Source organism: Pseudomonas sp. Irchel 3E20 (genome assembly GCF_900187645.1).
Classification (GTDB): domain Bacteria; phylum Pseudomonadota; class Gammaproteobacteria; order Pseudomonadales; family Pseudomonadaceae; genus Aquipseudomonas.
The window spans coordinates 229,612-245,126 of record NZ_FYEE01000004.1 but is presented as its reverse complement, the minus strand read 5'-3'; the positions used below and the strand labels follow the sequence as shown (position 1 = coordinate 245,126).

Annotated in this window: 12 protein-coding genes; 2 read left to right on the top strand and 10 right to left on the bottom strand. The window is 60.8% G+C overall.

Annotation, left to right across the window (positions count from 1 at the left end; translation table 11 throughout):
* Both CKW13_RS09800 and CKW13_RS09795 read left to right on the top strand, forming a co-directional pair.
* On the top strand, positions 1-420 hold the full coding sequence (locus CKW13_RS09800) for a DUF6691 family protein (RefSeq protein WP_095108388.1): 420 nt from the start codon (positions 1-3) through the stop codon (positions 418-420).
* Positions 421-622: 202 nt separating this feature from the next.
* The gene (locus CKW13_RS09795) at positions 623-2,164 is read left to right on the top strand and encodes a diguanylate cyclase (protein ID WP_256576560.1); all 1,542 of its coding nucleotides are present in this window, start codon (positions 623-625) and stop codon (positions 2,162-2,164) included.
* A gap of 52 nt (positions 2,165-2,216) precedes the next feature.
* Here CKW13_RS09795 and CKW13_RS09790 read toward each other — a convergent pair whose 3' ends face one another.
* The 10 genes from CKW13_RS09790 to CKW13_RS09745 all read right to left on the bottom strand — a co-directional run bounded on the left by CKW13_RS09790 (position 2,217) and on the right by CKW13_RS09745 (position 15,483).
* A complete protein-coding gene (locus CKW13_RS09790) occupies positions 2,217-3,842 on the bottom strand; it encodes a methyl-accepting chemotaxis protein (protein WP_095108386.1) in 1,626 nt (541 codons plus the stop codon).
* A gap of 182 nt (positions 3,843-4,024) precedes the next feature.
* Positions 4,025-4,780 carry an ABC transporter ATP-binding protein gene (locus CKW13_RS09785; protein WP_095108385.1) on the bottom strand — a complete coding sequence of 252 codons (756 nt, stop codon included), beginning with the start codon at positions 4,778-4,780 and terminating at the stop codon, positions 4,025-4,027.
* On the bottom strand, positions 4,774-5,835 hold the full coding sequence (locus CKW13_RS09780; protein ID WP_095108384.1) for an iron ABC transporter permease: 1,062 nt from the start codon (positions 5,833-5,835) through the stop codon (positions 4,774-4,776). The genes CKW13_RS09785 and CKW13_RS09780 overlap by 7 nt, the downstream gene beginning before the upstream one ends.
* Complete coding sequence (locus CKW13_RS09775; protein ID WP_095108383.1) at positions 5,832-7,001, bottom strand: ABC transporter substrate-binding protein; 1,170 nt, start codon at positions 6,999-7,001, stop codon at positions 5,832-5,834. The genes CKW13_RS09780 and CKW13_RS09775 overlap by 4 nt, the downstream gene beginning before the upstream one ends.
* Before the next feature lie 61 nt (positions 7,002-7,062).
* Positions 7,063-9,477, bottom strand: a complete 2,415-nt coding sequence (locus tag CKW13_RS09770) for a TonB-dependent receptor (RefSeq protein ID WP_095108382.1) — start codon at positions 9,475-9,477, stop codon at positions 7,063-7,065.
* Positions 9,478-9,591: 114 nt separating this feature from the next.
* The gene (locus tag CKW13_RS09765) at positions 9,592-10,569 is read right to left on the bottom strand and encodes a FecR domain-containing protein (RefSeq protein WP_095108381.1); all 978 of its coding nucleotides are present in this window, start codon (positions 10,567-10,569) and stop codon (positions 9,592-9,594) included.
* Positions 10,570-11,085 (bottom strand): sigma-70 family RNA polymerase sigma factor, encoded by a 516-nt coding sequence (locus CKW13_RS09760; protein WP_095108380.1) that lies wholly within the window; start codon positions 11,083-11,085, stop codon positions 10,570-10,572.
* Positions 11,086-11,170: 85 nt separating this feature from the next.
* Positions 11,171-12,355 carry an aminotransferase class V-fold PLP-dependent enzyme gene (locus tag CKW13_RS09755; protein WP_095108379.1) on the bottom strand — a complete coding sequence of 395 codons (1,185 nt, stop codon included), beginning with the start codon at positions 12,353-12,355 and terminating at the stop codon, positions 11,171-11,173.
* A gap of 16 nt (positions 12,356-12,371) precedes the next feature.
* On the bottom strand, positions 12,372-13,619 hold the full coding sequence (locus CKW13_RS09750) for an MFS transporter (RefSeq protein WP_095108378.1): 1,248 nt from the start codon (positions 13,617-13,619) through the stop codon (positions 12,372-12,374).
* A gap of 13 nt (positions 13,620-13,632) precedes the next feature.
* Positions 13,633-15,483 carry an IucA/IucC family siderophore biosynthesis protein gene (locus tag CKW13_RS09745; protein ID WP_095108606.1) on the bottom strand — a complete coding sequence of 617 codons (1,851 nt, stop codon included), beginning with the start codon at positions 15,481-15,483 and terminating at the stop codon, positions 13,633-13,635.
* Positions 15,484-15,515 lie beyond the last annotated feature (32 nt).

Below are 15,515 nucleotides of genomic sequence, written 5' to 3'. Positions count from 1 at the left end.
ATGCGTGGGTTGATGGCGTTGTGTGCCGGGGTTCTGTTCGGCCTGGGGTTGCTGCTGTCGGGCATGGTCAACCCGGCCAAGGTGCTCGGTTTTTTGAACCTGGCGGGGCCGTGGGATCCCTCCCTTGGGCTGGTCATGGTCGGCGCGATCGGGGCGGCCCTGGTGCCGCTGCAATGGAGTGCCCGGCAAACCCGATCGCTGCTGGGTTCACCGATGCGCATGCCTTTGGCACGAACCCTTGATCGGCGTTTGATCGGCGGCAGCCTCGTCTTTGGCATCGGCTGGGGCATCGCCGGTATCTGCCCCGGGCCAGCGATAGCGCTGCTATTGAGCGGCCACTGGCAAATCCTGCTCTTCGTCCTGGCGATGATGGCGGGAATGGCGATGTACAACGGCCTGGAACGCTGGGCGTCACCTTAGAAAATAATGGCTATCTGCCACATGCGTTCTCACATAAAATAGCTTGCGCAGGGATGCAGGTTAGCCATCACCCAGGGAGGCGCCTTTGTCGGGCCGGTGTTTTCGTCACCCTACCTGCGAGCCAGAGATTACTTGGGCCGCTATTTCTTGCGCTCTATTGGAAATGCCCCAAATGTCGTCCCGGCCCGTCCCTAAGTGCAATTTGCGCACCCTGATCCTACTGTTCTCGTTACTGGCCAGTTTTGTCACCCTGTTCAATGACCTCTACGCCACCTACCGCATCCAGCGCGAGGCTCTGGTTCGTAACTCCCTGGAAGCCAACCGGGCTTATGCGGCCAAGGTGGCCCTGTCCATTGGCCAAAACCTGGGCGCCGACCTCGACCGGTTGAATTACAGCGCCAAGGTTTTAGGCCAACAGTTCTCATCCGAAACGATTCGCAGCGAGGAAGTGCGGCGGCTGATCGAACAGGATCAAAGCTTCAATACGACGGTCGTTGCTAACGCCCAGGGCGAGGTGTTGGCCGCCTTTCCAAAATTGCTCAATGTCAAAGGCCAAACCATCCGTTTCAAGGAAGCGCTGACCCGCAGGCAAGGCATGATTAGCCCGGCCTTCAATTCCCTCGCCGGCAATTTGATCGTGTTTATCTCCCAGCCAATCTGGGGGCCGGGCGGGGAGTACCTGGGGCTGGTCGGCGGGACCATTTACCTGCGTGAGGCCAATGCCCTCAGCGAGGTCGCGAGCCGACATTTCCAATGGGACAACTCCCAGGTGTATCTGGTGGACGATAAGCGTCACCTGCTGTTTCACCCGGACGCGAGCAGGATTGGCGAGGTCGTGGGCGCCAACCCCGCCATCGATGCCTTGCTCCGGGGTGAAAGTAGCGCCGCGCACATTGTCGACTCCAAGGGCGTGGAGATGCTCGCCGGTTATGCGGCGGTGCCTAAAAGCGGGTGGGGCGTGGTCTCGCAACAGCCCATGAGCGTCCCGGCCGCCGCGTTGCGCGAGCTGATGTACCAAGTGGTATTGAGGGTTATCCCGATGAGCCTGGTGGGTATTTTCCTGCTCTGGTGGGCCGCGGCATGCATCAGCCAACCCCTGAAGCGGCTGGCGGACTTGGCAGAGAACATGGATAACATCCAGGACATCCGCAAGGTGCGGGCCTGGTATTTCGAGGCGTGGCGCATCCGCCGGGCCATGATAATGGGCAGGCTGCTCACCCAGGATCGCATCGGTAAGCTCAATCACCAGGCGTTGAGCGACCCCTTGACGGGGTTGGCGAACCGGCGGGTGCTGGAAGACTGCCTGCGCGATTGGGAGCTGCTGGATAAAAGCTTCGCGGTTATCAGCATGGATATTGACCACTTCAAGCGGGTCAACGATGAGTTTGGCCACGATGCCGGCGACAAGGTGTTGCAGGCATTCGCCAGCCTGCTGCGCCAGAACTGTCGCGACCATGACGTTCCCTGTCGCGTGGGCGGCGAAGAGTTCATCCTGCTGCTGCCATCGGCCACGCTGGCTGAGGCTACGGAGGTCGCGGAACGGATCAGGCGTTCGATGGCAGAAACGGTGTTCCCTCCCGCAGGCCATGTCACGCTCTCACTGGGCGTCTCGTGTTGGGTACCGAATCAGCAGGATGTTCATGCCACGCTTAAAGAGGCTGATGAGCTTCTTTACCGAGCGAAGCAGAGCGGCAGGAACCGCGTCATGTGTCAAGGCACGGCGGCTTCGGCGACGACAAGCTGAGGATGGCGCAAGACACCTGTGTCATACGCCATCCACTGTTGGATAACCCAGGTCAGACCTTGAACCGCCCGACCAACCGGTTCAGTTCAATAGCCAAGTTGGACATCTCGCCACAGGCGCTGGCGGTCTGACTGGCGCCCGCCGCACTCTGGATAGACAACTCGCGAATACTGGTCAGGTTCTGGTCGGCTTCACGGGCAACCTGGGCCTGCTCTTCAGAGGCGGTGGCGATCAGCAGGTTGCGCTCGTTGATCTGGCCAATAGCCTGGGCGATCTGTTTGAGCGACGCATCCGCACTCTGCGCCACCGTAATAGAGTTGTTGGCCATCCCCGCACTGGTGCTCATCGCGCTGACCGCTTGGGATGAGTCCACCTGAATGGCGGTAATCATCTGCTCGATTTCCTGGGTCGATTGCTGGGTGCGGTGGGCCAATGCCCGAACTTCATCGGCCACCACGGCAAAACCACGGCCTTGCTCACCGGCGCGGGCGGCTTCGATGGCGGCGTTGAGGGCCAACAAGTTGGTTTGTTCGGCAATCGCGCGGATCACTTCCACCACTTTGCTGATGTCTTGAGCCCTGCTGGACAACGCCTTGACCTGCTCACCGGTGCTGGCCACGTTTTCAGCCAAGCCTTCGATGGCCTTCAAGGTTTGCGCCACGTTCTCGATGCCGGAATGGGTGAAAGCCATGGATTCTCGCGACGATTGCGCGGCGGCTTCAGCATTGCGCGCCACCTCGTCTACCGCAGCACTCATCTGGGTGACCGCGGTGGCGGCCTGGTTGACCTCATCGTTCTGGCGCACCAGGCCTCGGCTGGCATCCTCGGTCACGGCGGTCATTTCCTCCGAGGCCGAAGCCAGTTGCGTGGAAGAGTCGGCGATCTGCGAGATGGTCAGGCGCAAGTTCGCCTGCATTTTCGACAGCGCGGCCAACAAACGGCCGGCTTCGTCACCGCCGTCGACTTGAATGTCCTTGGACAAATCGCTGCTCGCGATGCGCTCGGCGACCGCCAGGGCAACGCTGATAGGTGAGGTGATGCTGCGGGTCAGCAGCGTGGCAAGTACGACGGTCAGCAGCACGGTCAGCGCGAGGAGGGCGCCCACCAGCGTCACGCCACTGGTATAGATAGACGTGGCATTGACCCCAGCAGCCTTGGCGCCCTCGGAGTTGAAGTCCGACAGTTTAATCATCTTCTCTTGCAGGGAGTTGGTGAACGGGCTGATACGGGTATTTATCAACGTGACAGCGGCGGCGTTGTCGCCGCTTTGCAGCAGTGGCTCCAGGACGTCCAGCAGTTTGAAATATTCCTGCGTATCCGCCGCCACCGCGTCATACAGCTCACGCTCCTGCGGCCCCGTAATCAGAGGTAAATAATCGCTGACGCTGCTGGCCAGTGCCTTGCGATAGCCACTCAATGCAGCCATGCGGGCTTGGCGCTGTTGCTCATCCACCGTGGCGGTGATCCGCAGGCTTTCCAGACGCAGGCGCAGAGTACCGGCCTCCATCTTTCCAATCTCGCGCATGCTGGGCATCCAATTGTTTTCGACATCCTGTTCGGTCTCTCGCAGCTTGCCCATTTGCAGCACGGCAACGATCCCCAGGGCAAAAACCACCAGGACAATGAGAGAGAAAAATACGGCTGACCTTGGGGCAAGGTTCAATGTCCTGATGTTCATGTGTAGGCCTCTTTTTTATAGCATCGCCAGATAATGGCGATTCAATATCACTGTAGACCTTGGCGTGTCGTGAAAACATCCTATCGATGTGAAAATGTTGTTGCCCCACTGGACACGCCCTGCATCCGACGGGCGGCACAGACGCAGGTATTGAGCTTGGCCTTCGGGTCCGGTTTGGGTGCTTAAACAACGTCGTCGATGAGTATGTGGTACGTCCCCCGGCTGCATTGCTCGATACGCGCCTGGACCTTATAGACGCTGCGTAGCATGTGCTCGGTGATGACCTCGTAGCAGGGCCCGCTACCTGGGCTGGTGCCATCAGCGATGACCAGCACTTGGTCTGCAAAGCGCAGCGCTTGGTTCAGGTCATGGATGGCAATGAACACAATAGCTTCCTGTTGGCGCGCGAGTGTGCGCATAAAGCTCAGAACCTGCACTTGGCGATGCATGTCGAGGGCGCTGGTGGGTTCATCCATCAATAGGATTTCTGGCTCGCGCACCAGGGTTTGCGCGATGGACACCAATTGCTGTTGTCCGCCACTGAGTTCACCCAGGTTGCGAAAGGACAGGCTACTGATGCCCAGCGCAGCCAGAATCTCATCCACCCGCTTCAACTCGTCATCGTCAACCGCCCATCCCGACGTCAACTGTTTGCGCGCCAGTAACACCGACTCGTAGACCGTCAACCGCGCACTGGCATTCAGGCCCTGCGGCATGTAGCTGATGGCGGCCGGGCCCTTTTTCGAGCCCTGCAAAATGACCTGCCCGGGGCCGTCGATCAAACCGGCCATGCGTTTGAACAGCGTCGATTTCCCTGCGGCGTTAGGCCCGACTACCGCGACGACCTGACCGCCGAAAAACATCGCCGTCGATACCTCGCGAATGATTTCGCGCTGGCCGTAACCGGCACCGAGGTTCTCCAGTTGCAGCGTCACCATGAGTTTTTCTTCCCGCCGAGGATTAAAGAGATGAAGAACGGCACGCCGATCAATGACGTGACCACGCCAATGGGGAAGATCGCCCCTGGAATCAAGGTTTTGCTGACCACGGAGCTGGCCGACAGAATCAGCGCGCCGGTCAGCAACGAGGCGGGTAGAAAGAAGCGTTGGTCTTCACCGATAAGCATGCGCGCGATGTGAGGGCCGACCAGGCCGATGAAGCCGATGGTGCCCACGAACGCCACGGGAAACGAAGCGAGCAGGCTGACCATAATCAGCGTCTGAAAGCGTAGGCTGCGCACATTGATGCCGAAACTGGCCGCCTTGTCATCGCCAAGGCGCAAGGCCGTCAAGGCCCAGGCGCGTTTGGCAAAAATCGGCAGCGTAATCAGGATCACCACGCAGATTACCCCCAGTTTCGGCCAAGTGGCTTTGGTCAGGCTGCCCATGGTCCAGAAGACCACCGCAGCCACGGCTTGCTCGGTGGCGAAGAATTGCACCAGGGCTAACAGCGCGTTAAAGGTGAACACCAGCGCAATGCCAAGCAGCACAATGGTTTCGGCCGTGACGCCGCGCCGCATGCTGAGGAAATGGATCAACAGCGCCGAAAGCATGGCCATGATGAAGGCATTGAGCGGCACCATGAACTGCGCCGCCAGTGGGAACAACGCCACACCAAACGCCAGCCCCAACGCGGCGCCGAAACTGGCCGCGGCAGAGATGCCCAGGGTGAAGGGGCTGGCCAACGGGTTGTTGAGGATGGTCTGCATCTGCGCGCCGGCCAAGGACAGTGCCGCACCGACGGCGACGGCCATCAGCGCGACCGGCAGGCGAATATCCCACATCACCACGCGCACCTGGGGCGAGGCGCTGTCCGGGGAAATCAGTGCCCCGACGACTTCGCCCAGGCCATAACTGGCCGGCCCCAGCGCCAAATCGAGTAGTACGCTGCATAACAACAAGAGCACCAGCCCAGCCAGGATCAAGCGCTTGCGCGTCACCAGGCGACGATAAGCCTCGCGCTGGACAACCACGGCCTCAGTCAACGAGCTCATGGTTTGCCCCCCGGTTCGCGCAAGCTGACAAAGTAGCCGCCCGCATACGGCACTGGCAGGAAGCGCTCATGCAGTTCGCGAAATGACGCATCCGGGTCGAGATCGGCAAACAGCTCGGGGTGGAACCATTTCGCCAACTGCTGGATGGCCACGAACTGATAGGGGCTGTTGTAGAACTGATGCCAGATGGCGTGAAAAGCTTGAGGCTCCTGGGCCTTGATACCGGCGTAGGCAGGACGCTGGGTGTACCAGGCGAGCTTCCTGCGTGCCTGATCCATGTCCGCGCCCGGACCGACACCGACCCAGTGGCCGCCAGGGGCAAAGGCTTCCCAGTTGGCGGTGGTGACCACCACGTGAGCCGGGTTGGCGACGATCACTTGCTCGGGGTTCAACTGGCCGAACGTGGTTGCAATGATGCGCCGGGCGATGTTGTTACCACCGGCCATATCGACGAACAGCCCGAAGTTCTCGTTACCGAAACTCAGGCAGCAATCATCGGTATAGCCGCCGATACGCTCGATGAACACGCTGGGGCGCGGCGGGTGGTGTTTTTCGATGACGTCGGTGACGCGGTGGATCTGTTGGTTGCGAAAGTCGATGAAAGCCTGCGCCCGTTGTTCCTTGCCCAACAGTTGGCCGAACAGGCGCATGGTCGGCTCGGTGTTCTGCATCGGGTTGTTGCGAAAGTCGACGTACACCACCGGGATGCCCAGCGCGTCGAGCTTTTCGATGTAGCGGGCATCTTCAGTGGCGTGTTGCGCCTCGACGTTGAGGATGATGACGTCAGGGCGCTGGGAGATTGCCTGCTCGAGGTCGAAGGTGCCGTCTTCAAAACCGCCGAAGGTGGGGATTTTGGCGATGTCGGGGAATTTGCGCAGGTAGGCGTTGTAGGTATCCGGGTCGGACTGAATCAAATCCTTGCGCCAGCCCACGATCCGCTCAATGGGGTTATGGGTGTCCAGGGCCGCCACCAGGTACAACTGGCGACCTTCGCCCAAAATCACCCGCCTGACCGGCAGGTGAACCTTGACCTTGCGCCCCAGTAGGTCGGTCACCTCGGTGCGTGCCGTGTCCACCTCGGTGGCGTGAGCGGTGCGCGCTAGACCTAGCAGCCCTACCAGTAGCAGCGCAGCCAAGGCGTAGCTGCGTCGATTAAAAATCACCATGGTCAAAGCCTTTGTAGAGTCAGATCGGCCAGCAGTCCACACCGCCACCGGGCTGAACGTTTTAGAAATCGACAGTTGCCGACAGTAATAAAGTGCGCGGTGAGCCTTGAGAGAACGCGCCATAGGAAGCGACGCCCGACCAGTACTCGTGGTCCAACACGTTCTGCACGGTGGCGCGAAACGTGGTCGCCCGTTCGTCGATGCGCGTGGTGTAACGCGCGCCGACATCGAAGCGAGTCCAGTTGTCGAGTTGCTGCGTGTTGGCTTGGTTGACGTACTGGCTGGCGGTGTGGATCGCACCACCGGTCAGCGTCAGCCCCTCGACCCATGAGGTGTCCCATTCGGCCCACAGGTTGGCTTGCACGTCGGGAACACCGACCGGTTTATTGCCCCGGTTACCCGCCACCGAGGTTTTGCTCAGTTGTGCATCGAGCAGGGTGACGCCACCGAGCAGGCGAGTACCGGGAGCGACGTCGCCAAACAGGCTCAATTCCAGGCCACGGTTGCGCTGTTCGCCCTGTACCGAAAACACCCCGCGGGCCAGTTCACCGCTGGGCTTGGTGATCTGGAACAGGGAGAGGGTGGCACTGAAAGTGCCATAGTCGGCCTTGACCCCGAGTTCGTGCTGACGGGAAACGTAAGGGGCAAAGATCTGCCCGGCATTCGATGCCGTGGACGGCGCAATCTCGCCCTTGCTCAGGCCTTCGATGTAGTTGTAATAGAAGGAAATGTGGTCCCAGGGCTTTAACACCGCGCCATACAGCGGCGTGATGCGGCCATCGTCGTAGGCGCTGGTGACCACACCGGCGGCGCTGTAGTTATCGGACTTGATGTTCTGCTGGCGCAGGCCCAAGGTCAGTAGCACCCGATCATCGAGCACCGACAGCGTGTCACTTAGCGCCACGCCCGTCAGTTCGCTCTCGGAGACTTTCGGTGTGGCCGGCTCGGGGATAGAGGGCTTTGGGCGGTCCACCGGGCGATAGATATTCGACAGGATCGGTGCGCCGGAGTTGATCCCGCGCGACAGCACGTCGTGATAACGGCTGGCTTGCAGGGCCGCGCTATGACTGACCGGCCCGGTGTCGAATCGCAGCCGTGCGCCCGCGTCGAGGGTGTAGCGCGCGACTTCAAACTTGTAATAGCCGGGAATCGACGAGGTATCGCCCGCAGCATTGACGATGGTCGGTGTCTGGTCGGACATCCGCGCGACATCCGATTTGCCACCGCCGGCATGGGCGAAGACCGTCAGGGCGTCGTTCACGTCGTATTCGCCACTGAGCAGGGCGGACTTGTCCCGAGTACGCGACCAGCCCCATTGCTGACTGACATTGATATGGCCGTTGGCCGCCGAGGGAATGTCCATGTCCGGGGCGATCAGAAAGGGCCGCGAGGCAGCGTCGAACCGTTCTTCCTGGTTGAGCCAGTCGAAGTGGATGCGCAGGCGTTCACCCTGATAATCCAGGGCCAGGGCACCGATATCGACATGGCGCGATTGATCGTCGATCACGGTATCGCCCACCTGTGTGCTGCCATTGAGGCGTATACCGAACCGGCGTTCCTGGCCAAAGCGTCGGCTGACGTCGAGGTGGCCGCCCAGTTGCGCGTCCATGGCGTAGCTGGCGGTGAAACGGGTCAGGTCTTGCTCCAGGGGGCGCTTGGGCACCACGTTAATCACACCGCCGACCGCGCTATTGGGCGACATGCCATAGAGCAGGGCACCGGGGCCCTTGACCAGTTCGATGCGCTCGGCGTACTCGGTGAACACCCGGTAGTTGGGCGCCACCCCGTAGACGCCGTCGAACGCCAACTCACCCAGATTGCCCTCGCCGACGGGAAACCCACGCACAAAAAAGGAGTCGACGATGCCCCCGGTCTGCCCCGTGGAGCGCACCGAGGAGTCACGCTCCAGTACATCGGCGACAGTGACGGCCTGTTGATCCTTTATCAGCGCCGAGGTGTAGGTACTGACGCTGAAGGGGGCATCCATCACATCGGTATTGCCGAGGACGCCCAGGCGCGCGCCGCTGGCCACTTGGCCACTGGCATACACCGGCGGCAAGGCATCGCTGCGTTTATCGGTGCCAATCACCGCCGTTTCACCCAGTGTCAGCCGGTGCTGGACCAGGGTGTAGCTGCCATCGCTGCGCAAAACCATGGCCAGGCCGCTGCCTTGCAGCAGCCGATCGACAGCCTCCTGGGTCGAGAACCTGCCAACCAGCGCAGGGCTGCTCAGGCCGTCGGTCAGCGAGGGCTGAAATGACAAGGCAATGCCGGCGCCCACGGCGAAACTCGACAGGGTCGCGCCGAGCGGCCCTAAAGGAATGTTGTAGGTACGCACCGCCAAAGCGTCCAGCTGCATCGGCCCGTTGGCCAGGGCAAACGGGCTGACGCTTGCGATCAGGACAAGGCTGAGCAACGCACTGCAAATGACTGGTTTGAGCTGGCGATCCGGACGCAGAGGGCGTGCAGCAGGCATGAATGGGTGAACCTATGAACAGGACGGTTAAAGGTCTTCTTCCTAGTAGCCAGCCGAGAGCAAAAAAAGTATCAGCGCTGCGGCGTTATTTTTCGCCAGCTCTTTTTCGCCGGTTCAGGCGGGAGACAGCATGACCCAGAAGCCGTCCAGACGGCCGCTGACCAGGATCGGGTAGGTTTGCGCGAGCATGCTCAAGGTGCGCTGGGTATCACCGATGGGGTAGGCGCCGGAAATACGCAGGCCAGCGATTGCCGGGTCGAGGCGCACAAAGCCACGGTGATAGCGCGCCAATTCGTCGACGAAATCCGCCAGGCGCATCTTGTCGGCCATCAACATGCCTTGCGTCCAGGCGCCGACATAGCGGTCGGCGGCGGTGACCTGGCCAAAGGTGTGGGCAGAAAAATCGGTACGCTGCCCGGCGTTGACGATCAGGGGTGTTCCCTGGCGCTTGTCTGCCAGGTGCACCTTTACCGCACCTTCGAGTACGGCAAGGTGAGTGTGCGGTTGCCGTTCGCGAACCGTGAAGCGCGTACCTAGCGCTTGCATTCGACCCTGGCGGGTGCTGACCAGAAAGGGCCGCGGCGAGGGTGAGGGGTCCGGTGCGGTCTGCACCAGTATTTCGCCTTCGCGCAAATGGATGAGGCGTTGGCGGGTGTCGAACAGCACGTCGATGGCGCTGTCGGTGTTGAGGGTGATTGTCGAACCGTCCGCCAAGGCCAGCTCGCGGCGCTGGCCGACAGCGGTGCGATAGTCTGCCGACCATTGCTGGGACTGCGCCAGCTTCCAACTGCCCCAGCCAGCGGGCAGGATCGCCAGGATCATTGCCAATTTGCCCAGCGCGGCCCGGCGTTGCGGGCTGTTTGGGCGGTCGAGCGCGGACATCGCCAACGACGGCGGAAGCCCGCCTAGCTTGCTCTGCAGCACCTGCGCCCGCGCCCAGGCACGACTACGCTCGGGGGTGCTGGTTTTCCAGTGTTCCCACTCACCGCGTTCCGTGTCACTGAGTTCGCCCTCACTCAGGCGGATCAGCCAGTCGGCGGCTTCTTCGAGGGCCTGCTGAACGGGGGGCGACGTATTGCGCTGGGTGAGCATTCACTCCACCAGCAACAGGCACTGGACGAAGGCTTGTTTCATGTAGCGTTTGACCGTAATCAGCGAGACACCCAGTTGCTCGGCAATGTCGTCGTATTTCAGGCCGCTGATCTGCGACAGCAGGAACGCACGTTTGACCGGCGGCGGCAACGCGTCGAGCATTGCGTCGATTTCGTGCAGGGTCTCCAGCACCATGAAGCGCATTTCCGGCGAAGGCACCTGGGGTGCAGGCAGATGCGCGAGGGCGTCCAGGTAGGCGCGTTCCAGAGCCTTGCGTTGATACCAATTGACCAGGATGCCCTTGGCCACGCAGCTCAGGTATGCCCGGGGCTGCTCGATGACAGTGACGCGGGAGGCGAGGATGCGGGTGAAGGTATCCTGCGCCAGATCCGCCGCATCCATGGCGTTACCCAATTTTTTTCTCAGCGTCGCGTACAGCCAGCCATGATGGCCGCTGTACAGGGCTTCGATCGCGCGCAGGTGATTGTCGTTATTCGCGGGAAGGGTTTGGCTCATGGCTGCAGATTTTTATGCAATTGAGAAGTATTCCCAATGCTAGTTTACAAACCGGCTGCGACGCAAGCGCGGATTGGTGTCGCCATCAGACGCTCGGCAGACCGTCAAGTGCCGCGATCATCGTGTCGATTTCCGTTTCGGTGTTATAGGCATGAAGGGACGCGCGACTGACCTCCCGCAAGCCCCTGTGCTGCATATCGAGCAAGGTCGAACGGAACGTCGAGGTCGTCACGTTGATGCGCTTGTCCTGTGCCGCCAGCCACTGCTGTATCTGCGTGGCGCTGTTGCGCTGATGAGTGAATGTGACGATGCCCGAGGTGAGGCTGCCAGTGTCGCGCAGTGTCACGCCCGCAAGATCCGCCAGGCATTGGCGCAGGTAGCCGGCCAGGTGTTGAATCCGTAGCCACATTGGCTCAATGCCTTGAGCCAAGGCGTATTCCACGGCGCAACCAAGCCCCAGCTTGGCGGCGACGTTGCACTCCCAGTTCTCGAAGCGGCGGGCATCGGCGCGGATCATGTAGGTATTGCTGGTTTGCAGCGAGGCGGCATGCAGGTCGAGAAACACCGGCTCCAAGTTCTGGCACAACGATCGTTCCACATACAAAAAACCCATGCCGCGCGGTCCGCGCAGGTACTTGCGGCTGGTGGCGGCGAGCATGTGGCAACCGATTTTGTGTACATCGATCGGCATCTGCCCGACAGCCTGGCAGGCATCCAGTAGAAACAGCACACCGGCAGCGCGGGCGAGGGCGCCGATCTGTTCGATCGGTTGTACCGGCCCGCCGTTGGTGGCGATGACCGGCAAGGAGATCAATGCGACACGCTCCTCCTCAAGCAGGGTCTTCAAGGCCGGCAATGACACCTGGCCGTGTTCGTCGTTGGCAATGACGCGCACTTTAATACCGCGCTGCTGCTGCATTTGCAGGTAAGGAATGTAGTTACCGGCATACTCGGTGGACGAGGTCAGCACTACATCACCGGGTTGCAACGGCAATGAATAGAAGGCCATGTCCCAAGCCCGAGTCGCGTTCTCGATCACGGCAATTTCGTCCGGCTGGGCGTTGATAAGCCGCCCTATGGCGCCATACACGTTCTCCAGTTCGGCGGCGCATTGCCCGGCCGCTTCATACCCGCCCAGGCTGGCTTCGAGCTGAATGTGGCGGGTCATGGTTTCGATCACCGGCGCCGGCATCAGTGCGGCGCCGGCATTGTTGAAGTGGATCAGTTGCGCGACAGCGGGCGTATCGGCGCGCAGTTGTTCAATGTTCAAAGCACAGGCTCCTGGATCAATCCCCGGGCGGGGCATGGCTGGGTTGCATGGCTGCCGGCCAGTAGCGCAGCGCGATAATCGGGAGCAACGCCACCCCGTAGGCCAGGCAAACGAACAGGTAGGTGTATTGCAAGCCGTAAACCTGGCTGAGCAAGCCACCCGCCGAAATCCCCGCGATGGAGGCAAATTGCGCCGTGCCTTGGGCAATCCCCAGCACGTGACCTTGTTGCGAGCTATCGGCGGTTTTCGAGACCAGCGCCATCAGCACCGGTGTCGTCGCGCCGAGCAGCACGCCCCAGATGAAGTAGGCGGCAACGAACACCACTGGATTACGTGTGACACCCGCCACAGCCGTCAGGGCGATGCAGCCAAGCACCACGTAGGTCATGCGATGCAGGGTGTCCTGCTGGCTGCGGTGCTCGAAATAGCGCGACCACGCCGTGGCCGAAAGAATGAACCCCAGTGCCAGCAACCCGTAGCACAGGCCGACCACCGTGTTGCTGACCTCGAACACCGAGCTGACATACAGCGAGAACGACGTTTGCGGCAGCATCCGCGCCAGCAACAGAATGCCCATCACACCGAGCAGCGACAGCAGGGGCGAGCCTTGCCAGAGACTGCCTGGGCGCTCGGCAGGCATCGGCTTGCCGGCGGCGGCCGGGGCTTTCTTCACCGGCGGTACGTCCGGCAAGGTCACGGCGGCGATCACGGTACACACCGCACACAATGCCGCGGCAATGATGTTGATCCAGAAGAATGTCGCGTAATCGAGGATCAACCCCCCGACCACAGCGCCCAGCAACGAACCGACATTGGTCGAGATCTGCAAAATGGCGAACAATCGCGCCCGCCGCGAAGGGGCCTCGATGCTCACGCCATAAGCTTGCGCCGGGGCGATGTAACCGGCGAACGCGCCTTGCAAGAAGCGCAGGATCAGAATGACCCAGATATCACTGCACAAGGCCAGCCCAAGTTGGGTCAACGACAACCCGGCGAGCGCGCGGATCATCATCAACTTGTGGCCATAACGGTCGCCGATACGGCCCCAAAATGCGCTGGTCAGAATAATGCCCAGCATCGGCCCGACATACACGGCGACGCTGGCGAAGCTGAAAACCGACTCTGAAGGGGTCAGCCCACGCAGGTGGACAGGCCAGAACGGCCCGCTCATTTCCATTGCACCCATCGATACCAGCTGGATCGCAAATAGAAGATAAATCAGGATTCGTACTCTCGAACCCTGGATGACGCCTGCATGGGACATGAGTCAGCCTCGGTTAAACGCTAGCGAGCGGGTTGGTCAGGGTGTGTTGCAAACGATAGTTGCTGTATTGCATCAAGTGCATGCGCAGCAACGACCGGGTCGGCCATGGGTCTTCGACGAACGCGTTGTGTTCGGCCTCCCACAACGCCGGCTCAACGCGGTCGCGCACGGCCTCGAAGGCCAGGTCGGTTTCTTCGCGCAATACTTGCCACAACCTGGTGTTGTTCAACCCGTACTCCTTGGTCAGCCACAGCGCCATCTCGTGCAGGTGGGTGAGGTACGTGGCATCCAGCACAAACATGCGCACCGGCTCGATATCACCCGAAAAAACCGTCGGCAGGATACCCGGCTGCACGTGTGGTTGCAGGCTATAGCCGCGCGCTTGCAGCAACGGCGCGTAGGTGCGGCCATCGCCAAAATCACGAATCAGCAGGCTGCGTGCCTGGCCGTCCGGGGAGAACAGCACCATGGTGTTCTGTTGATGCGCTTCAAGGCCGATGCCATACAACAGGTAGATCGCCACCACCGGTTGGGTCACGACTCTTGCGTATTCGCGGTACCAGTTTTCCACCTGGCCCGCTTGGGCCCGCACGCCGTCACGCTCGATCAAGTCCGTGAACAACGGACGGCCATTGCCCGGCAAACGGGTAAACAATGAGGCCACAGTAATGGGCAGGCGATCGTCGTGGCGCTCGAATGCCGCTTTGCTGGCGCGATAGACCACCGACAAATGGCGGCCTGGATGATCGTCCTGAGTTACCGCGTTCTTGTAACGCACACCGATTTCTTCGGCAAAGATCTCCAGGCGTTGAGCGAAGCCGTTTTCCTCTTCAAGAATGCTGCTTATCACCGTGCTGATGCGCGGCCCCATGTGAATCGACTTGGCTTGCAGGCTGCGCAGTTCACTGGTCATCCATACGGCAATCGGCAGTTTTATCAGCGGCGCGCAGTGGTCCAGCACCGGCATCATGGTGCGATAGGACATGGTTGGCAGGGTGGTAATGTCCGGGCCGTCGGTAATCAGGATGCCTTCTTCGATTTCCACTGCGAACGTCTTCAGAACGTAGGCTTGCAGGTGCCAGGTGTGAATCGGCAGCGGCAGCCACTGGCTCTCGTCCAGGCCTTTGCTGTTGAGCGAGGCTTTCCACTGTGCCCATTGCGCCGGGAAGTTACTGGCGAACCAGTCGGGGTAGCTGTGCACGTGGGGCATGCTTTCGCTTATCGCGTGGTCGGCACGCAGGGAGGCGATACGCAGCGGCACTTGGGCGTTGAACTCGGGAGACAGTTCCTCGACTTCGGCATCGGTCAGCCCCGGGCGCGATTTCCACGTCGGGTAGTACGGATGCCCTTCCAGCGAGCCCCACTGGTCGAGCAGGATCGCGGCGTCCTTGGTTTTTGCATGTTGGCGTAGGTAGTCGGTAAAGCTGTCGAGGCCCTGATCCCGGGCGGCCTGTTGCAGGCGGGCGTTCCATTGCTGGCGATGCAGGCGGGCGTGGGCATCGTTGGTCAGGCTGTTTTCCATGTCTGACTTAAGCCCGGCCACACCTTCATCGGTAGGCTCGAAGTCGAAACTGTCGCGCAGCACATCCAGCATGTCTTGATGGTGAGTGATGACCTGGCGTGTACCTTCGTGGGTGAGCAGTACCACCTCACCGTCGTTGACCAGGGTGTCCGCCGGGCCTTTGGCGATCTCGCAAAACACCAGATGAGCGCGGCCACCCTTGAGTGGGTAAGTGGCCTGGTTGCCCTCAGCGGTGAAGCTCAGGGCCGAACGGTCGAGGATGTTTTCGGCAAAAAGGCAGCGAATCAGGCGTCGCAGGGCGTTTTTGCGGGAGTAGGCGATCAGTGTCTTGAAGTCATCCATATCTGCGGTCTGCTCGTCGAAAAATCTGAATA